The sequence below is a fragment of the Mesorhizobium sp. M1295 genome (assembly GCF_040318135.1).
Taxonomy (GTDB): Bacteria; Pseudomonadota; Alphaproteobacteria; order Rhizobiales; family Rhizobiaceae; genus Mesorhizobium.
Genome location: NZ_JAMYLU010000006.1, coordinates 181,604 through 200,280 on the forward strand (window position 1 = coordinate 181,604; position 18,677 = coordinate 200,280).

At 62.9% G+C, this 18,677-nt stretch carries 13 protein-coding genes; 8 read left to right on the plus strand and 5 right to left on the minus strand.

The genetic code is table 11. From position 1 onward, the window contains the following. Positions 1–58: 58 nt before the first annotated feature. Together NKH29_RS11550 and NKH29_RS11555 are read left to right on the plus strand one after the other, a co-directional pair. Positions 59–1,006 (plus strand): SPFH domain-containing protein, encoded by a 948-nt coding sequence (locus NKH29_RS11550; protein WP_023719098.1) that lies wholly within the window; start codon positions 59–61, stop codon positions 1,004–1,006. A gap of 4 nt (positions 1,007–1,010) precedes the next feature. Then, positions 1,011–1,475, plus strand: a complete 465-nt coding sequence (locus tag NKH29_RS11555) for an NfeD family protein (protein ID WP_023719097.1) — start codon at positions 1,011–1,013, stop codon at positions 1,473–1,475. Between the two features lie 7 nt (positions 1,476–1,482). Here NKH29_RS11555 and NKH29_RS11560 read toward each other — a convergent pair whose 3' ends face one another. Then, positions 1,483–2,484, minus strand: a complete 1,002-nt coding sequence (locus tag NKH29_RS11560; RefSeq protein WP_023719096.1) for a KpsF/GutQ family sugar-phosphate isomerase — start codon at positions 2,482–2,484, stop codon at positions 1,483–1,485. A 150-nt stretch (positions 2,485–2,634) separates the two neighbouring features. On the opposite strand from NKH29_RS11560, the gene NKH29_RS11565 reads away from it, so the two are divergent. Continuing rightward, entirely contained in the window at positions 2,635–4,386 is a 1,752-nt protein-coding gene (locus NKH29_RS11565) for an outer membrane beta-barrel protein (protein WP_352999617.1), read from the plus strand. 129 nt (positions 4,387–4,515) lie between these two features. On the opposite strand, the gene galU is transcribed toward NKH29_RS11565, so the two are convergent. Continuing rightward, complete coding sequence (gene galU, locus NKH29_RS11570) at positions 4,516–5,421, minus strand: UTP--glucose-1-phosphate uridylyltransferase GalU (protein WP_023719094.1); 906 nt, start codon at positions 5,419–5,421, stop codon at positions 4,516–4,518. Positions 5,422–5,628: 207 nt separating this feature from the next. Here galU and NKH29_RS11575 point away from each other — a divergent pair, with 207 nt between their 5' ends. Both NKH29_RS11575 and NKH29_RS11580 read left to right on the plus strand, forming a co-directional pair. Beyond that, positions 5,629–6,855: a lytic murein transglycosylase gene (locus NKH29_RS11575; protein ID WP_023719093.1), complete on the plus strand. Its 1,227-nt coding sequence runs from the start codon at positions 5,629–5,631 to the stop codon at positions 6,853–6,855. A 26-nt stretch (positions 6,856–6,881) separates the two neighbouring features. Then, positions 6,882–8,132 (plus strand): SGNH/GDSL hydrolase family protein, encoded by a 1,251-nt coding sequence (locus tag NKH29_RS11580; protein WP_352494705.1) that lies wholly within the window; start codon positions 6,882–6,884, stop codon positions 8,130–8,132. Positions 8,133–8,168: 36 nt separating this feature from the next. Here the strand turns inward: NKH29_RS11580 and NKH29_RS11585 are convergent, their stop codons facing one another. Further along, entirely contained in the window at positions 8,169–9,623 is a 1,455-nt protein-coding gene (locus NKH29_RS11585) for a glutamate synthase subunit beta (RefSeq protein ID WP_352465855.1), read from the minus strand. Positions 9,624–9,766: 143 nt separating this feature from the next. Continuing rightward, positions 9,767–14,497 carry a glutamate synthase large subunit gene (gene gltB / locus NKH29_RS11590; protein ID WP_352640189.1) on the minus strand — a complete coding sequence of 1,577 codons (4,731 nt, stop codon included), beginning with the start codon at positions 14,495–14,497 and terminating at the stop codon, positions 9,767–9,769. A 475-nt stretch (positions 14,498–14,972) separates the two neighbouring features. Between gltB and NKH29_RS11595 the strand changes: the two genes are divergently transcribed. Next, the gene (locus NKH29_RS11595) at positions 14,973–16,025 is read left to right on the plus strand and encodes a threonine aldolase family protein (RefSeq protein WP_352790804.1); all 1,053 of its coding nucleotides are present in this window, start codon (positions 14,973–14,975) and stop codon (positions 16,023–16,025) included. 92 nt (positions 16,026–16,117) lie between these two features. On the opposite strand, the gene NKH29_RS11600 is transcribed toward NKH29_RS11595, so the two are convergent. Next, positions 16,118–16,582 carry an Hsp20 family protein gene (locus NKH29_RS11600; RefSeq protein ID WP_023675381.1) on the minus strand — a complete coding sequence of 155 codons (465 nt, stop codon included), beginning with the start codon at positions 16,580–16,582 and terminating at the stop codon, positions 16,118–16,120. Positions 16,583–17,058: 476 nt separating this feature from the next. On the opposite strand from NKH29_RS11600, the gene NKH29_RS11605 reads away from it, so the two are divergent. Together NKH29_RS11605 and NKH29_RS11610 are read left to right on the plus strand one after the other, a co-directional pair. Next, positions 17,059–18,033, plus strand: a complete 975-nt coding sequence (locus NKH29_RS11605) for an alpha/beta fold hydrolase (RefSeq protein WP_023719088.1) — start codon at positions 17,059–17,061, stop codon at positions 18,031–18,033. A gap of 144 nt (positions 18,034–18,177) precedes the next feature. Continuing rightward, complete coding sequence (locus NKH29_RS11610; protein WP_023719087.1) at positions 18,178–18,636, plus strand: styrene oxide isomerase; 459 nt, start codon at positions 18,178–18,180, stop codon at positions 18,634–18,636. Positions 18,637–18,677 lie beyond the last annotated feature (41 nt).

Genomic DNA, 18,677 nt, shown 5'->3' on the forward strand with positions numbered 1-18,677 from the left:
GTTTGGTGGAATCGGCCGCGTGGCAATGTCCAACATGGCCTTTGAGGGGAGAGCCAAAATGGGTTTCAGTGGTTTCGATATTGCGCTTCTTGTTCTTGTCGCCCTTGTCGTGCTGGTGCTTTTCAAGGGCATCCGGACAATTCCGCAAGGCTACAATTATACCGTCGAACGCTTTGGCCGTTACACCAAGACATTGAGCCCGGGCCTCAACCTCATCGTGCCCTTCGTCGACCGTATCGGCGCCAAGATGAACATGATGGAGCAGGTGCTCGACGTTCCGACCCAGGAGATCATCACCCGCGACAACGCCACCGTGGCCGTCGACGGCGTTGCCTTCTATCAGGTGCTCAACGCGGCGCAGGCCGCCTACCAGGTCGCCGGCCTGCAGAACGCTATCCTCAATTTGACGATGACCAACATCCGCACCGTGATGGGCTCGATGGACCTCGACGAGCTGTTGTCAAACCGTGATGCCATCAACGAGCGCCTGCTGCGCGTCGTTGATGAGGCCGCGCACCCCTGGGGTATCAAGATCACCCGTGTCGAGATCAAGGACATCAATCCACCGGCCAATCTCGTCGAATCGATGGGCCGCCAGATGATGGCCGAGCGCAACAAGCGCGCCCAGATCCTCGCCGCCGAAGGCCTCAAGCAATCGCAGATCCTGGAGGCCGAGGGCCGCAAGGAAGCCGCCTTCCGCGATGCCGAGGCGCGCGAGCGCTCGGCGGAGGCTGAAGCACGCGCCACGCAGGTGGTATCGGAGGCGATTTCCAAGGGTGACGTGCAGGCGCTCAACTACTTTGTCGCGCTGAAATACACCGAAGCGCTGACCAGGATCGGTGCAGCGACAAACAGCAAACTCGTGCTGATGCCGATAGAGGCTTCCTCACTGATCGGCACGCTCGGCGGCATTGGTGAAATCGCCAGGGAAGTTTTCAAGGGCGAAGGCACCGCCAGTCCAGCACGACAGGCCCGCCCGCCCGTGGTTCGTCCCAGCGAGACCTGAGGCCATGTTCGATCGCATCATTTCCGAACTCGGTCCGTGGAGCTGGATGGTCCTCGGCTTCGTCCTGCTGGTGATGGAGGTCGTCGCGCCGGGCATTTTCATGCTGTGGATCGGCATTGCCGCGCTGTTGATCGGCGTCGTCTCGCTGCTCATCTGGGACGCCGGTTTCTGGAGCTGGCAGGTCCAGGTCCTCGCCTTCCTCGCGCTGTCGCTGGTCTCGGCCTATGTCGGCAAGCGGCTGGTGGGCGGGCGGCATGAGGAAACCGACCAGCCGCTGCTCAACCGGCGCGGCGCGCAGATGGTCGGCCGGACGGCGACCCTTGCCGAGCCGATCAAGGATGGGCGCGGCCGCATCAAGCTCGGCGACACGTTGTGGCGCGTCTCCGGCCCTGACCTGCCGGCCGGCACGCAGGTGCGCGTGACCGGTGCCGCCGACACCGACCTGGAACTGACGGTCGAGGCAGTCTAGAAGCCCGCTAGGCAGCACCGATGCGCAGCAGGTCGTGCAGATGGACGAGCCCGATCGGCCGTCTGCCTTCGACCACCATCAGGCTGGTAATGGCAGAATCGTTGATCGTCTGCAGCGCCGTCGCAACCAGTGTGTCGGGCGCCGCCATTTTTGGCTCTCTGGTCATCACCTGATCGACGCTCATGGCCAGAAGATCGCTGCCGATATGGCGCCTGATGTCGCCATCGGTGATGATGCCGATCAGCTTGCCGTCCGCCGAAGTGACCGCCACGCAGCCAAACCCCTTGCGCGACAATTCGAGGATCGCCTCGCGCATGCCGGTGCCGGACGACACCAGAGGCAGCCTGTCGCCGACATGCATGATCTCGCGGATCTGCGTCAGGTTGGCTCCGAGCTGGCCGCCGGGATGGAACGTTCGGAAATGGTCCGGGGTGAAGCCGCGCGCCTCGAGCAACGCGATGGCCAGCGCATCGCCCATCACCATTTGCAGCAGCGTCGAGGTCGTCGGCGCAAGGCCGTGCGGACAGGCTTCCGGGGCTCGCGGCAGCAGAAGCACCACGTCGGCCGCACGCGCCAGAGCCGATTTTTCGCCGGCGGTGACCGCGACCAGCGGGATCGAGAAGCGCCTGGAATAGGCGATGATGCCCTTGAGCTCGAGGCTTTCCCCCGACCACGACAGGGCGATGATGGCGTCGTTCCGAGCGATCATGCCGAGGTCGCCGTGATTGGCTTCGGCAGGGTGGACGAAGAAGGCCGGCGTGCCGGTCGAAGCGAGCGTTGCGGCGATCTTCGAGCCGATATGGCCGCTTTTGCCGACCCCGGTGACGATGACGCGGCCATCGATCTGCGACACCATGTCGACTGCCCGTGCGAACGGCTCGGCCAGCCCGTTTTCGAGCGCGTCTGCCAGTGCCGCGACGCCGGCCTGCTCTGTCGCCACCGTTCTCAGCGCCGAGGCAATCGCGGCCTGCTCGTCGAGCGGCTTCCTGTCTGGGGATTTCACGTCCATGGACGATGCGATTAGCGCTTCGGCGCGCGCCTGTCCAACGGAATTGCCGCCCAGAACACCTTGGCGGGCGATCCCTCAACGCTCCGTTAACCATCCCCATTTACGGTTTCGTAAGTATGGCGCGCGTGCGCCGCGCAAGCAGTGGTGCCGATGTCCGGGTTTCAGCCTCAAAACAAAATAGGACGAAAGGGCAAGGCGGTTTGCGCTTTGCTGCTGGCAACCAGTGTCCTTGCGTTGTCGCGTCCGGCACTGCTTTGCGCCCAGGAAACCGAGCTGCGCGGTGAGGTTTCGGAATCGACAATCCTGGACGACCAGCAGTACAGGATCAGGCAGTTGGGCATGGCTGCTGCAACCGCCAACGACGATACGCCGCTGCCTACCTATCGTCCGGCCAGCCCGGGGGCCTTGCCTGACGACGGCACGGGCGAGGCGGCGGCCACAACCGGCGGCACTTTCGATCCACCAGCGGCCAGCGACGACCCGTTTGCCGACCCTGCTCCGCCGCCACGACGGCGGCCGAGCGCAACGCAACGCGCCGTCGAAGAAGGCAAGGCCAAAGATGAGGCCGTGGACAACAAGAAGCGCAAGAGAGGCGCCACTGCGACTGCAGCGACGCCGACGACCGACGACACCGACACCGCCGCCATAGACGAGCAGGATACGGCCAACCGCCGTGCGGTGACCATCGATTCCGCCGAAAGGCTCAAGCTCGACCCCGGCGCCGAGCGCACCGAAGCCATCGAAGGCCAGGACAAGAAGAACGAGGACGACCCGTTCGCCGCCACCGGCATCCAGCTCGGCTCCTTCGTGATCCGGCCGACGCTCGAGCAAGGCCTGACGTATTCAACAAACGCCGATTCGAGCAGCCTCGGCAAGCCGGCATTGCTGTCGGAAACGACGCTGCGCTTCAACGCCGTCTCCGACTGGCGGGAGAATTCGGCGACGATTGAGGGCTATGGCATCTTCCGCGAGACGTTGTCCGGCTATGACGTTCACGAGGCGCAAGGCCGCGTCGACGGCACGCTCAACATCGATCTCGACAATGATCTGCGCGCCATCGCCAAACTTGGCTACGAGGCCGTGCCCGAATCGGCCTCGGCGCCGGACGCCATCGTCGGCGCCGTTGGGCAGCCGGTGCGCCAGACCGTGAGCGGCAGCCTCGCCGTCGAGAAGGATGCGGGAAAGATGCGCTTCGCGCTGACCGGCGCGGTCGAGCACGACATCTTTGGTGACGCCAAGCTTTCGTCGGGGGGATCGCTGTCGCAGAAGGGCCGCGACTCGACGCTCTATACGGCCATTTTGCGCACCGGCTACGAGATCTCGCCTGCCATCACTCCGTTCACCGAAATCGAGGTCGGCCGGCGCGCTTATGATTTGCGCGTCGATCCAAACGGCTTCCAGCGCTCCTCGACGCGGCTTGGCGCACGGGCCGGCGTCGAGCTCGATCTCCGCGAGAAGCTTACCGGCGAGTTCTCGGTCGGCTGGTTGCGCGAAGCTATCGACGACAACGCCCTGCCGGCGATTTCGGGCGCGACGGTTAATGCCGATCTCAAATGGTCGCCGGAACGCGGCACCACGATCGGCCTCACCGCACAGACGACCGCCGAGAACACGACGAACGCGGGCGAAAGCGGCGACATGCTCTATTCCAGCAGCCTCACCGGCGAGCGGCAAATCCGCGCCAACCTGACCGGAAATGCCGCTCTCGGCGTTGAATGGCGCGACTATACCGGCTCCGACGATCATGATTTGACGCTGAGCGCCGAGGCTGGGCTGACATGGTGGCTGAACCGCTATGCCGGGCTCACCACCCGCGTCAGGACTGAAAAACTGACCAGCAACCTGGTTGGACGCGACTACACGGCCAACAGTATCTTCGTCGGCTTGAAGTTGCAGCGCTAATGCATGTCGCGCAAAAGTGTGCAGCGGTTTTGCGATAACGACATGCATAAAACAAGAACCTAAAGCGCATCGCATAAGGCTGGTCGAATGCGGCGCACTTTAGCCAGTCAGCGCGAACCGGTGTTGAAGCTAGAAGGCTACGCCGCGGCGTTCTGACGGCGCGAGTTCGTCGAGAAGCGTGCGAATGACACCGGCCATGCTTGCATTCATGTCGCTGCGCCACAGTGCGAAGGCAACGTTGGCCTCGACGAAGCCTTCGGGCGAGCCGCAGTCGAACGTCCGCCCGCGGTAGTGGTAGCCGTAGAAGGGCTGTTGCTTCTGCAGCTTCAGCATTGCATCGGTGAGCTGGATCTCGTTGCCGGCGCCTTTTTCCTGGCCTTCGAGTATCTTGAATATCTCCGGCTGCAGGATATAGCGCCCGTTGATGAAGAGGTTCGACGGCGCGGTGCCGGTCTTCGGCTTTTCCACCATGCCGGTGATGCTGAAACCGTGATGGGCGTCCTCGCCACGGCCGACAATGCCGTATTTGTGCGCCTCGGCGGGATCGCATTCCTGCACGGCGACGATGTTGTTGCCGGTCTCGGCGTAAAGCTCGACCATGTCCTTCATGCAGCTTTTTTCCGACTGCATGATCATGTCGGGCAACAGCAGCGCAAAGGGCTCGTCGCCGACAAGCTCGCGCGCGCACCAGACGGCGTGGCCAAGGCCGAGCGGCACCTGCTGGCGGGTGAAGCTGGTCTGCCCCGGCGCCGGCTGCAGCCGCTGCAGGCGGGCGAGCTGATCATCCTTGCCACGCTGCGCAAGCGTGTCGTAGAGCTCGAACTGGACATCGAAGTGATCCTCGATGACCGCCTTGTTGCGGCCGGTCACGAAGATGAAATGCTCGATCCCGGCTTCGCGCGCCTCATCGACCACATACTGGATGACCGGCCTGTCGACGACCGTCAGCATTTCCTTGGGAATGGCCTTGGTGGCGGGGAGAAAGCGCGTGCCGAGACCGGCAACCGGGAATACTGCCTTGCGAACTCTCTTCATGTGCCAATTATCCATTTGCATGCCGGTTCGGCAATCCCGATTCGAGACATTTTCATGCCGAAATCGAGCATTACTGAACGACGGGACAGAAATCTCAGCTGGTAAAGCGTCGACGCATCTTTTCATCCCGGACGGCACCTATGGTAAACCAAATGCTAACCGGGTTCGGCGATGAATAGTCTTCCTGAGATAAAGAAGGAGGAAAAGATGTCCGTTCGCAACGTCGCAAGGCGCTTCACCAGCGTCCTGACGGCCGCCAGCCTCTCGCTTGCCTTGCTCATGCCCAGCGGGCCGGCTTTTGCCGATGCCGGCTTCCGCCAATGGGTCGCCAGCTTCCGTGCTACCGCCGTGGCGAGCGGCGTTTCCGGCTCCGTCTACGACCAGGCATTCAAGGGCATCAGCGATGCTGATCCGATGGTGCTGGAAAAGGCCCGTACTCAACCCGAATTCACCGCACCCGCCTGGGATTATTTCGACAACCGCGTCCATGACCAGTCGGTCGCCGTCGGCCAGCAGATGGCAAGGAAATGGAAGCCGTGGCTGGACAGGATCGAGGCAAGATATGGCGTCGACCGCTACATCCTGCTGGCCATCTGGTCGATGGAGTCGAACTACGGCGAAACCCTCAAGCGCGATGACATCATGCGCAATGTCGTGCGCTCGCTGGCGACGCTTGGTTATGCCGACCCGAAGCGCGCGAAATTTGCCCGCACCCAGCTGATCGCGGCGCTGAAGATCCTGCAGACCGGCGACATCGACGAAAGCCATCTCAGCGGCTCTTGGGCCGGCGCGATGGGTCATACCCAGTTCATCCCCACCAGCTACCTGTCCTATGCGGTCGATATGGACGGCAACGGCAAGCGCGACATCTGGAATTCGATTCCCGACGCACTGGCGACAGCCGCCAATTTGCTGAGGAAGAACGGCTGGCAGGCAGGCAAGACCTGGGGTTATGAGGTCAGCCTTCCGGACGGCAAGAAGCTGCCCGGGGGCTCGAAGTCGCTGTCGCAATGGCAGGCGCTTGGCGTCACCCGTGCCAACGGCAAGCCATTCAAGAACGGTGGGGACAAGGCGACGTTGAAGCTGCCCGGTGGCCGGGGCGGGCCGGCTTTCCTGATGATCAAGAATTTCTCGGTCATCAAGCGCTACAACAATGCCGACAAATATGCGCTCGCCGTGGGCCTTCTTGCCGACGAAATCGCCGGCTATGGCGGGCTTGTGCAGGACTGGAAGCGACCGTTTACCAAGCTCTCCTTCGAGGAAAGGCAGGAGCTTCAGAAGCGACTTTCCGAGCACGGCTATTACGACGGCAAGTTCGATGGCAAGATCGGTGACGGATCGAAAACCGCCATCATGGCCTTCCAGGCAAAGGCCGGCTTGACCCAGGACGGGTATCCGAGCAAGGAAGTGCTCAAATGGCTCAGGCAAAACTAGAGCCGGTTACGGGATGGAGAGGGTGATTGGTTTCGGCTGCGCGCATCCGGTTGATCGTTCGTCGCGTGCCGATCCTCGTTCTGGCGATCGTCGTTCTGGCAGTCGGCGCGGCCAGCGCCTTTCATACCTCGGCCATGGCGCAGGAGCCGGAAAGTCGTGGCTGGTCGCTGCGCGACCTGTTGTTTCCGCGCAGAAGCGAGCGGTTTGAGCAGCCGCCGCCCGAATTCCCGAGAGAATTCCAGAGAACAAAGCCCAGACCCAAGCTGAGGAAGCCCCGGTCCGTTCGCCGGCCGGCGCCGGCCGAGCCGACAACCCCGGTGGCCGAGAAGGCGCCCGATGCGCGCGTCGTTCTGGTGGTCGGCGATTTCATGGCGTCTGGACTGGCTGAGGGGCTCGACGCCGCCTTTGCCGAAAACACCGGCGTCAGGATTGTCGTCCGCGCCAACGGCTCGTCCGGCTTCGTGCGCGACGATGTCTACAACTGGCCCGAACAGGTCAAGTCGCTGATCGCTGCCGAAAAACCGGCAGCCGTCGTCGTCATGCTCGGATCGAACGACCGTCAGCAGATGCGCGTCGGCGATGTGCGTGAGCAGCCGCGATCCGAAAACTGGACCAAGGAGTACGAGCGCCGGACCGAAGCGCTCGGCAAAGCCATCGCTTCAGCCAAGGTGCCGTATCTGTGGGTTGGCATGCCGGCCTTCCGGGTCTCGAAAATGACCTCCGACATGCTGGCCTTCAACGACATCTACCGCTCGTCCGCCGAAAGCCACGGCGGCGAATTCGTCGATGTCTGGGACGGGTTCGTCGACGAGAACGGCGCCTTTATCACCAGCGGACCGGACATAAACGGCCAATCGGTGCGCCTGCGCTCCGACGACGGCATCAACATGTCGAAGGCCGGCAAGCGCAAGCTCGCCTTCTACACCGAAAAGCCGCTGATGAAGATCCTTGGGCTGGCCGCTCCGGGAAGCGTGGTCACAGCTTCTGCCCCGGCCGGCGCTCCCGTCGAGGCGCCGGCACCTGCTGCCGCACCGATAGCCGCCGATCGCACTGTGCCGATGCTGCTCAGCGATCCGGCGCTGGACGGCGGCTCGGAACTTCTCGGCGCCGCCCCGCCGGCAAAGGCGGACAAGAATTTGCCCGGCGAAAAGCTGATCGTCGAGGGCAAGGCGACCGACGCCTCGCCCGGCCGCGCCGACGATTTCTCGTGGCCGCCCAAGATACAACCTGCGACTGCGGCTGCTGCATCCGACACGACGACGGCGATCCGGCAGTAAAACCGGCGACTCTTTCTGTAGAGTTTCGGAACGGACTCAGCGCGGCAGCACGCTCGATCCCATCAGAGCCTCATCGATGGCGCGCGCCGCCTGGCGGCCCTCGCGGATTGCCCAGACGACCAGCGACTGGCCGCGCCGCACGTCGCCAGCCGCATAGAGCCTTTCGACGCTGGTTCTGTAATCGCGGTCATTGGCCTCGACGTTCTTCGAACGGCGGCTGTCGGTGACGATCGTCATCTGCCCGTCGAGTTCCGACACCGGCCCTCGAGCGGCCGGCCCGGCAAAGCCGATGGCGATGAACGCGAGATCGGCGCGGATGACGAATTCGGTGCCGGCGATCGGCTTGCGCTTTTCGTCGACCTCGCAGCATTTGACCCCGGTCAGCTGGCCGTCTTCGCCGATGAATTCAAGCGTCGCCACCTGGAATTCGCGCTCGGCGCCTTCGGCCTGCGAGGATGAGGTGCGCATCTTGGTCGCCCAGTAGGGCCAGACCGACAGCTTGTCTTCCTTTTCCGGCGGCTGCGGCCGGATGTCGAGCTGGGTGACGCGCACCGCGCCCTGGCGGAAGGCGGTACCGACGCAGTCGGAGGCAGTGTCGCCGCCGCCGACGACGACGACATGCTGGCCGCCGGCGACGATCGGGCGCGACGGCCATGCCACCGACTGGATCGGCTCGCCGCCGATGCGCTTGTTCTGCTGCACCAGATAGGGCATCGCGTCGTGCACGCCGTCGAGATCGTCGCCCGGGATGTTGGCCGGGCGCGGCGTTTCGGAACCGCCGCAATAGAGCACCGCGTCGTATTCGGCGAGCAGTTCGGCGACCGGCTTGTCGACGCCGACATTGACGCCGCAATGGAAGCTGACACCCTCGCCCTGCATCTGCTCGATGCGCCGGTCGATATAATGCTTCTCGATCTTGAAGTCGGGGATGCCGTAGCGCATCAGCCCGCCCGGCCGGCTCTCGCGCTCATAGACGTGAACGTCATGGCCGGCGCGGCCGAGTTGCTGGGCGGCCGCCATGCCGGCCGGCCCCGAGCCGATGATCGCGACGCGCTTGCCGGTCTTCCGTTCCGGCGGATAGGGCCGGATATGGCCGGTTTCATAGGCCTTGTCGGCAATCGCCTGCTCGATCGTCTTGATGGCGACCGGAATGTCCTCGAGGTTCAGCGTGCAGGCTTCCTCGCAAGGTGCCGGACAGATGCGGCCGGTGAATTCCGGAAAATTGTTGGTCGAATGCAGGTTGCGGATCGCGTTGTCCCAGTCGCCATTGTAGACGAGGTCGTTCCAGTCCGGGATCTGGTTGTGGATCGGGCAGCCGGTCGGTCCATGGCAATACGGAATGCCGCAATCCATGCAGCGCGCCGCCTGTTTCTCGACCTCCTTATCCGACATCGGCAGCGTGAACTCGCGGAAATGCCGGATGCGGTCGGAAGCCGGCTGGTACTTGTGCACCTGCCGATCGATCTCGAGAAACCCTGTTACCTTGCCCATAGTCCAGTCCCTGCTGTCCGGAAGGCACGCCTGGCGACGCACCCGTTAACCTCATAAGGCAGCCGTGGCAACCTTCAGTCCGAGGTCAGGATTGTTGATGAAGATGGTTGCCGGGACGCATGGCTTCCCGGCAATTTCCAAATCTATTCCGCCGCCACGTTCATGCGCATACGTTCCATCTCGATCAGCGCGCGGCGGTATTCGACCGGCATGATCTTCCGGAATTTCGGCCGGAAAATCGCCCAATCGTCGAGGATTTCGCGACCTCGTTCCGAGCCCGTGTAGTGGACGTGGTTGGAGATCAACTGGTAGAGCCGCTCCTCGTCATGGCTGGTCATATCGCCGGATACGTCGACACGGCCCTTGTGGTCGAGATCGCCGCCATGGTGGAGCAGCTTTTCCATCAGGTCGTCCTCTTCCGGAACCGGCTCCAGCTCGACCATCGCCATGTTGCAGCGTTCGGCGAAATCGCCCGCCTCGTCGAGCACATAGGCGACGCCGCCCGACATGCCGGCGGCGAAGTTGCGACCGGTCTGGCCGATGACGACGACGATACCGCCGGTCATGTATTCGCAGCCATGGTCGCCGACGCCTTCGACGACGGCGGCGACGCCCGAATTGCGCACGGCAAAACGCTCGCCGGCGACGCCGCAGAAATAGGCCTCGCCCTCGGTCGCGCCGTAGAGCACGGTATTGCCGACAATAATGGACTCGGCAGCAACGATTTTCGTGTTCTCCGGCGGACGGATGACGATGCGGCCGCCCGACAGGCCCTTGCCGACATAGTCGTTGGCCGCGCCTACCAGTTCGAACGAGACGCCGCGCGCCAGGAAGGCGGCGAAGGACTGGCCGGCCGTGCCGGTGAGCTTGACCGAGATCGTGTCCTCGCGCAGGCCCTTGTGCTTGAAGCGCTTTGCCACTTCACCCGACAGCATGGCGCCGGTCGAACGGTCGACGTTGCGGATCGGCAGTTCGATGCTGACTGGCTGCCTGGCTTCGAGCGCCGGCTTTGCCAGTTCGATCAGCTTGCGGTCGAGCACGTCGTCGATCGGATGCTTCTGCCGCTCGGTCCAGTGCACCGCCTCGTGCGGCGCATCCGGCTTGTAGAACATCTTGCTGAAGTCGAGCCCGCGCGCCTTCCAGTGCTGGATCAGCTCGCGCTTTTCCAGAAGGTCGGTGTCGCCGATGATCTGGTCGAGATGGGTGTAGCCCATCTCGGCGAGCAGCGCCCGCACCTCTTCCGCCACATAGAAGAAGAAGTTGATGACGTGCTCGGGCGTGCCCTTGAAGCGCTTGCGCAGTACCGGGTCCTGCGTCGCGACGCCGACCGGGCAGGTGTTGAGATGGCACTTGCGCATCATGATGCAGCCGGCCGCGATCAACGGCGCGGTCGAGAAACCGAACTCGTCGGCGCCGAGCAGCGCGCCGATGACAACGTCCCGCCCGGTGCGCAGGCCGCCATCGACCTGCAGCGCGACGCGCGACCTGAGGCCGTTGAGCACCAGCGTCTGGTGCGTCTCGGCAAGGCCCATTTCCCACGGACTGCCGGCGTGCTTGAGCGAGGTCAGCGGTGAAGCGCCAGTGCCGCCGTCATAGCCTGATATGGTGATGTGATCGGCACGCGCCTTGGCGACGCCGGCCGCAACCGTGCCGACACCGACTTCCGAGACCAGCTTGACCGATACGTCCGCCGCCGGATTGACGTTCTTTAGGTCGTAGATGAGCTGCGCCAGATCCTCGATCGAATAGATATCGTGATGCGGCGGCGGCGAGATCAGGCCGACGCCCGGCGTCGAATGCCTGACTTTGGCGATGGTCGCGTCGACCTTGTGGCCCGGCAACTGGCCGCCCTCGCCGGGCTTTGCCCCTTGCGCGACCTTGATCTGCATCATGTCGGAATTGACAAGATACTCCGCCGTGACGCCAAAGCGTCCCGAGGCGACCTGCTTGATCGCCGAGCGTTCGGGGTTCTTGCCGCCGCCCGGCAGTGGCAGATAGCGGTCGGCCTCTTCGCCGCCCTCGCCGGTGTTCGACTTGCCGCCGATGGCGTTCATGGCGCGCGCCAGCGTCGTGTGCGCTTCCCTGGAGATCGAGCCGAAGGACATCGCCCCGGTCGAGAACCGCTTGACGATGTCGGCCGCCGGCATGACCTCGTCGAGCGAAACCTTCTTGCGCCCAGTTTCTTCCGCGAGCCTGATCTTGAACAGGCCGCGAATGGTCTGGGCACGGGCCGTCTCGCTGTCGATCTGGGCGGAATAGTCCTTGAACGTTTCCCACGAGCCCTGGCGCACGGCGTGCTGCAAGGTGGCCACCGCATCCGGCGACCAGATGTGTGCTTCACCGCGCATGCGGAACACGTATTCGCCGCCCACCTCGAGGCTGTTGCGCAGCACCGGGTCGTTGCCGAAACCATCGGTATGGCGGCTGAGCGTCTCGGCCGCGATCTCGTCCAGTCCGACGCCCTCGATCAGTGTCGCGGTGCCGGTGAAGTATTGCTGCACGAAATCGGTCTTCAGCCCGATGGCGTCGAAGATCTGCGCGCCGCAATAGGACTGGTAGGTCGAGATGCCCATCTTGGACATCACCTTGAGGATGCCCTTGCCGATCGACTTGATGTAGCGGGAGACCACTTCGTAGGCGTCCACCTCTTTCGGCAGTTCGCCACGCTTGTGCATATCGAGCAGCGTGTCGAAGGCAAGATAAGGGTTGATCGCCTCGGCGCCATAGCCGGCAAGGCAGCAGAAATGATGCACTTCGCGCGGCTCGCCGGATTCCACGACCAGCCCGACCGAAGTGCGCAATCCCTTGCGGATCAGGTGGTGGTGCACCGCGGCTGTCGCCAGAAGCGCCGGGATGGCGATCCGGTCCGGCCCGACCTGGCGGTCGGACAGGATGATGATGTTGTAGCCGCCGGCGACCGCCGCCTCCGCCCGCTCACACAAGCGGTCGATGGCACCCTGCATGCCCGCTGCGCCCTCGTTCGAGCCATAGGTAATGTCGATCGTCTTGGTGTCGAACCGGTCCTCGGTGTGGCCGATGGAGCGGATCTTTTCGAGATCGCCATTGGTCAGGATCGGCTGGCGCACCTCGAGCCGCTTGCGGCGCGAATTGCCAACCAGGTCGAAGATGTTGGGCCGCGGCCCGATGAAGGACACCAGGCTCATCACCAACTCCTCGCGGATTGGGTCGATCGGCGGGTTGGTGACCTGAGCAAAGTTCTGCTTGAAATAGGTGTAGAGCAGCTTCGACTTGTCCGACATCGCCGAGATCGGCGTGTCGGTGCCCATCGATCCCACGGCTTCCTGGCCAGTGGTCGCCATCGGCGACATCAACAGCTTGGTGTCTTCCTGGCTGTAGCCGAACGCCTGCTGGCGATCGAGCAGGCTGACATCCCTGCGCAATTCGCGCGGCTCGACCGGCTTCAGGTCTTCGAGGATGAGCTGCGTGTTGGCGAGCCAGCTCTTGTACGGATGCCTGGTCGCAATCTCCGACTTGAGCTCCTCGTCAGAGACGATGCGGCCCTTCTCGAGGTCGATCAGAAGCATACGGCCGGGCTGCAGCCGCCACTTCTTGACAATCCTCTCCTCCGGCACCGGCAGCACGCCGGCTTCCGAGGCCATGATGACGCGGTCATCGTCGGTGACGATGTAGCGTGCCGGGCGCAGACCGTTGCGGTCGAGCGTGGCGCCGATCTGGCGGCCATCGGTAAAGACCACCGCCGCCGGTCCGTCCCACGGCTCCATCAGCGCGGCATGGTATTCATAGAAAGCCTTGCGGTCGGCATCCATGAGCTTGTTGCCGGCCCAGGCTTCCGGGATCAGCATCATCATGGCGTGGCTGAGGCTGTACCCGCCCTGGAACAGGAACTCGAGCGCATTGTCGAAGCAGGCGGTGTCTGACTGGCCGTCGTAGGAGATTGGCCAAAGCTTCGAGATGTTGTTGCCGAACAGTTCGGAATCGACGGACGCCTGTCGCGCCGCCATCCAGTTGTTGTTGCCGCGCACGGTGTTGATCTCGCCATTGTGCGCGACCATGCGGTAGGGATGCGCCAGCTTCCACGACGGGAACGTGTTGGTCGAGAAGCGCTGGTGGACCAGGATCAGCGCGGTTTCGAAGCGCGGATCGGTGAGGTCCTTGTAATAGGCGCCGACCTGGTAGGCCAGGAACATGCCCTTGTAGACGATGGTGCGCGCCGACAGCGACACGCAGTAGGAACCGATGTCCTTGTTGTCGTTCTCGGCGTAGATGCGGCCCGATATCACCTTGCGCAACAGATAGAGCCTGGCCTCGTACTCCTCGTCGTCAAGAATGTCGGCTGTACGGCCGATGAATATCTGACGATGGAACGGCTCGGACGCCACGATATCAGGCGCCGTCGACAAGGACGAATTGTCGACGGGCACATCACGGAAACCGATGAGCGGAAGCCCCTCGGACTGCGCCGATTCGGCAATGATGTCCTCGATGTGAGCACGAAGTGCTGCATCCTGCGGCATGAACCAGTGTCCGACACCGTACTGACCGGCCGGCGGCAGTTCGATGCCCTGGGCTGCCATCTCTTCGCGGAAGAAACGGTCTGGAAGCTGCACCAGCACGCCGGCGCCATCGCCGGCCAGCGGATCGGCGCCGACGGCCCCGCGATGCGTCAGGTTTTCGAGCACGGCAAGGCCGTCCTCGACGATCTGATGCGACTTCACGCCCTTCATGTTGACGATGAAGCCGACGCCGCAGGCATCATGCTCGTTGCGCGGATCGTAGAGGCCGTGCGCGGCATAGCCGGTGCTGGTTCGCCCAATATTGGTCAGGGACGGATTTTTGACGACTGCCGCTTTCGTCTGCGCGGCCTTCGTCGCAGATGGCGTCATGTCCGTCATCGTCGTGTCCTCCGTTCCGTCCCTTTCGGGCGCTGGTTTCCGTCGGGAAGCGCGTGGCTCCCCTTTCAATCTTGCGGCACGTCTGGCGAAATTCTTGCCGACCGTGCGGCTTTCCGCATGGTTCGCATATGGTATTCGTACAGGCCAGAGCCAGGCTGTCTAGCTGTCGCTCGCGGCAATGGCCGTAGAGGCGCAATCATATGCCAATGCGGCCAGTTTTGTGCGACAAAATAAGACAGCACTACTGTCCTAAATTTTTATGACAGAAATCTTAAGCGCATACAAGACCGATTCACAAAATTATTGGAGCGTTGGCGACAGAAAATTGCGCGGAACGCGGCGACAGCGTAACCTTCAGTCGCTGCATCTACGGTCTGGCTTTCGCTGGCTTTAGCGGATTTTCGGCATCTGCCACTTGCGGCCGGCATGCGAAAGCGGCCAAGCTCGCACCAATTTTCCCAGCATAGGCAGACGCATGATTTTCGCTTCCGACAATTGGGCAGGCGCCCATCCCCGTATCGCTGCCGGCCTGTCGGCCCATACCGACGGCTTCTCCACCGCCTATGGCGACGGCGTCCTCGACAAGGCCGTTTACCAGCGCTTCAGTGAAATCTTCGAATGCGAGGTCGCGGTGTTTTTCGTGGCCACCGGCACCGCTGCCAATTCGCTGTCGCTGACTACCTACAACAAGCCAGGCGGCATTTCCTTCTGCCATCGCGAATCGCATGTCATCGAGGACGAATGCGGTGCACCGGAATATTTCACCGGCGGTTCGCGGCTTTATACAATCGACGGCGCACTCGGCAAGATCGATGCCGGCGATCTGGAACGGGCAGTGGACCGTTTCGCACCCGAAAACGTCCATTCCGGGCGGCCGATGGCGGTTTCGATCACCCAATCGACCGAGGTCGGCACCGTGTACACGCTGAACGAAATCGCCAGGATTTCGGCGATTGCAAAGCAGCACGGATTGCCGCTGCACATGGACGGGGCCCGCTTTGCCAATGCGCTCGTCGCGCTGGGAACGACGCCGGCGGAAATGACCTGGAAGCACGGCGTCGACATCCTTTCCTTCGGCGGCACCAAGAATGGCTGCTGGTGCGCCGAGGCGATCGTGCTGTTCGACCTCGAGCGAGCCAAGGAATTGGCGTTTTTGCGCAAGCGCGCCGCCCAACTGTTCTCGAAATCGCGCTTCATCGCCGCGCAATTCGATGCTTATTTCAGGGGTGGGCTATGGCTCGACACGGCACGGCACGCCAATGCGATGGCGGCACGCCTAGCCGCGGCGATCGAAGATTCCCCTTCAGCCCGGCTGGCCTGGCTACCGCAGGCGAACGAGGTCTTCGCGGTCATGAAAAAGGCCGAGGCCGAAAGAGTGCAAGCAGCAGGCGCCGTGTTCCACGACTGGCATAGGCCGCTCGGCTACGACAACCATGTCGGCGAGGACGAAGCTCTCTATCGCTTCGTCACCAGCTTCGCGACCACGGCCGACGAGGTCGACCGTTTCGGCTACCTGCTCGCCGGATAGCAAGTCTTACCACCACAAAAAGGGGCGGCGCATTTGCTGCACCGCCCCTTTTTCCCGGGGAGTTGGCGTCCCGGGGAGTTTAGCTGCCCGATTTAGGCGGCGGTCTTGGCCTCGATCTGCTTGGCCTTGGCCGGAGCCGAGGTGATCGCGATCTTGCGCGGCTTCAGCTCTTCGGGGATGTTGCGCTTGAGGTCGACAAAAAGCAGGCCGTTCTTCAGCGCGGCGCCGACAACCTCGACGTGATCGGCAAGCTGGAAGCGGCGCTCGAAGGCTCGGCTGGCGATACCGCGATAGAGCAGTTCGGAGCCTTCGCCATTGCCTTCCTCCTTGCGCTCACCCTTGACGGTCAGCACATTGCGGTGAGCTTCGATCGAAATCTCATCTTCCGAGAAGCCGGCCACAGCCATCGAGATGCGATAGGCGTCCTCACCGGTGCGCTCGATGTTGTAAGGCGGATAGGTTTGGCCTTCCGGCTGCGCAAGCGAATCGAGCATGGTGAACAGCCGGTCAAAACCGACGGTCGAACGGTAGAGCGGGGAAAAATCAACGTGACGCATGGTGTGTTCTCCTGTTGAGCAACAAGGTTTGCGTATGGCCAGTGCGAAACCCGTGACGGCGTTCCGGATGGGCCAGCGGCCCCGACATTGGCGGCCGCATAACAAATTTGGGAAGCGGGCGACGGCATTTCAAGATTTGCCCGCGTCCGAACCGCATCGGCCCCTGATCACGTCCCGATGCCGATGAACGGCAGATGAACCGTGGCTTCGGCGAGCGTTCAGCCAGACGGCATTAAAACTGTTCTCGAGATCAGAAACAGGTCGCCTGAGAAGGCGACACGACGAGGCCGAACCGGGTGTAACGTCCCTTCCTCCCGGGTCGACAGAGGCCGGAAGCACGCCCTAGGTTGCTTCCGGCCTTACTTGTTCGCTGCCTGGGTCAACGTCCCCGGCGTCCCGAATTCCTTTGCTTTTGGCGCATGGGCGTTTATGCCTGACTTGCGCCCACGCCGTCACCGACGCCAAGCAAACACCGTATGACCGATCTGTTCCCCCAGCCCTCCCTGTTCTACGAAACTCCAGGCAATCCGCTGCCGGAAAACGCGGCCGGCGGCTTCTTCACCACGCGCGACGGCAAGAAGATCCGCTATGGGCTGTTTGCCGCGGTTGCCCGCCCGATGAAGGGCACCGTCGTCGTCCTGACCGGCCGCAACGAGTGCATCGAGAAGTATTTCGAGACCATTCGCAACCTTGCCGACCGGGGTTTTGGCGTGGCGACCCTCGACTGGCGCGGCCAAGGCGCTTCCGACCGGATGATCGGCGATCGCCAGCGCGGCTACGTCCGAAGCTTTTTCGACTATACCGGCGATCTCGAGCAGTTCTTCGAAGAGATCGTGCTGCCCGATTGCCGGGGACCCTACTACATACTGGCCCATTCGGCCGGGGCGGTAATTGCGCTGCTCGCCGCACCCTCAATGGCGAACCGCGTACGTCGCATGGTGCTGATCGCACCGTTCTTCACCGTGCCTGACCTCCCGGTTTCGGTAAAAACCGTTCGCCGCATCTGTTCGCTGTTCTGCCTTCTCGGCCTTGGCCGGCTCTATGCCGCATGGGGGCCGCGGCCGAAGGAATCGGTGCCCTTCGCCATAAACAAGCTGACCAGCGACCCGGAACGCTATCGACGCAACACGCTGATCTACGAAACCTATCCGCAGCTGGCGCTCGGCGGACCGACGATCTGCTGGCTGAAGGCGGCCACGGAGGCGTCCTTGATCGTCAGCGACCGGGATTTCATGGCCAAGGTCCAGGTGCCATTGCTGATGATCGCCGCCGGCGCCGACCAGGTCGTCTCGACCAGGGCAGTCGAAGCCTATGCAAGACGTCTGCGCGTCGGCTCGCTAGTGATGATCGACGGCGCTCGCCACGAGATCCTGCAGGAAGCCGACCTCTATCGCGAGCAACTGCTTGCGGCATTCGATGCTTTCATCCCAGGAACCGGCGACGCTGTTTGACCGCTTCGCCCGCGCCCGGCAACAAAGCCTGCGCGGGTTGCTTGCCCGGCGCAGCTTGCCCCTTATTCCCGTTCAGGCATCGAGCGCTAGGTAGCGGCCAAAGAGATTGGCGGCAATTCGGCAGAGACCGGGAGAAAAACGACCATGAACGCATCGAACACGCTGTCACGTCAGGGGCATCGGCTACTGCAGATTGGCGTCGCGCTGCTGCTGTTTTCGTCATTCGAAGGGTTTGCAATACCCTACCTCGCCGCACCGCGGCTCGGACTGTCCGCGCACACGCTCAGCGCCCTGGAGGGCGTTCTTTTGCTGGCGCTAGGCCTCACATGGTCTAGGCTCAATCTCGGCGCGGCGATGTCGCGGATTGCGTTCTGGCTGCTGATCTATTCGGCTTTGGCGATCCTGGCCGCCTACGTGATCGCCAGCGCCTGGGGGGCCGGCAACGAGACAATGCCGTTGGCGGCCGGAGCCTTCCACGGAAGTGCCTTTCAGGAAACCGTCATCAAAGGCGTGGCGTATTCGTCTGCGCCGACCGGCCTCATCTCTTTCGTGCTCATTTTGTGGGGCCTGCGTCTCTCGGACGCTTGGCCTGCCGATAGCTAATGCATGCCCCGCAAAAGTGCGCAGCGGTTTTGCGATACGAC

Coding starts and splice junctions, on each gene's coding strand:
- NKH29_RS11550 (WP_023719098.1), top strand. CDS start 59: ATGGGTTTCAGTGGTTTCGATATTGCGCTTCTTGTTCTTGTCGCCCTT.
- NKH29_RS11555 (WP_023719097.1), top strand. CDS start 1,011: ATGTTCGATCGCATCATTTCCGAACTCGGTCCGTGGAGCTGGATGGTC.
- NKH29_RS11560 (WP_023719096.1), bottom strand. CDS start 2,484: ATGGACGTGAAATCCCCAGACAGGAAGCCGCTCGACGAGCAGGCCGCG.
- NKH29_RS11565 (WP_352999617.1), top strand. CDS start 2,635: ATGTCCGGGTTTCAGCCTCAAAACAAAATAGGACGAAAGGGCAAGGCG.
- galU (WP_023719094.1), bottom strand. CDS start 5,421: ATGAAGAGAGTTCGCAAGGCAGTATTCCCGGTTGCCGGTCTCGGCACG.
- NKH29_RS11575 (WP_023719093.1), top strand. CDS start 5,629: ATGTCCGTTCGCAACGTCGCAAGGCGCTTCACCAGCGTCCTGACGGCC.
- NKH29_RS11585 (WP_352465855.1), bottom strand. CDS start 9,623: ATGGGCAAGGTAACAGGGTTTCTCGAGATCGATCGGCAGGTGCACAAG.
- gltB (WP_352640189.1), bottom strand. CDS start 14,497: ATGACGGACATGACGCCATCTGCGACGAAGGCCGCGCAGACGAAAGCG.
- NKH29_RS11595 (WP_352790804.1), top strand. CDS start 14,973: ATGATTTTCGCTTCCGACAATTGGGCAGGCGCCCATCCCCGTATCGCT.
- NKH29_RS11600 (WP_023675381.1), bottom strand. CDS start 16,582: ATGCGTCACGTTGATTTTTCCCCGCTCTACCGTTCGACCGTCGGTTTT.
- NKH29_RS11605 (WP_023719088.1), top strand. CDS start 17,059: ATGACCGATCTGTTCCCCCAGCCCTCCCTGTTCTACGAAACTCCAGGC.
- NKH29_RS11610 (WP_023719087.1), top strand. CDS start 18,178: ATGAACGCATCGAACACGCTGTCACGTCAGGGGCATCGGCTACTGCAG.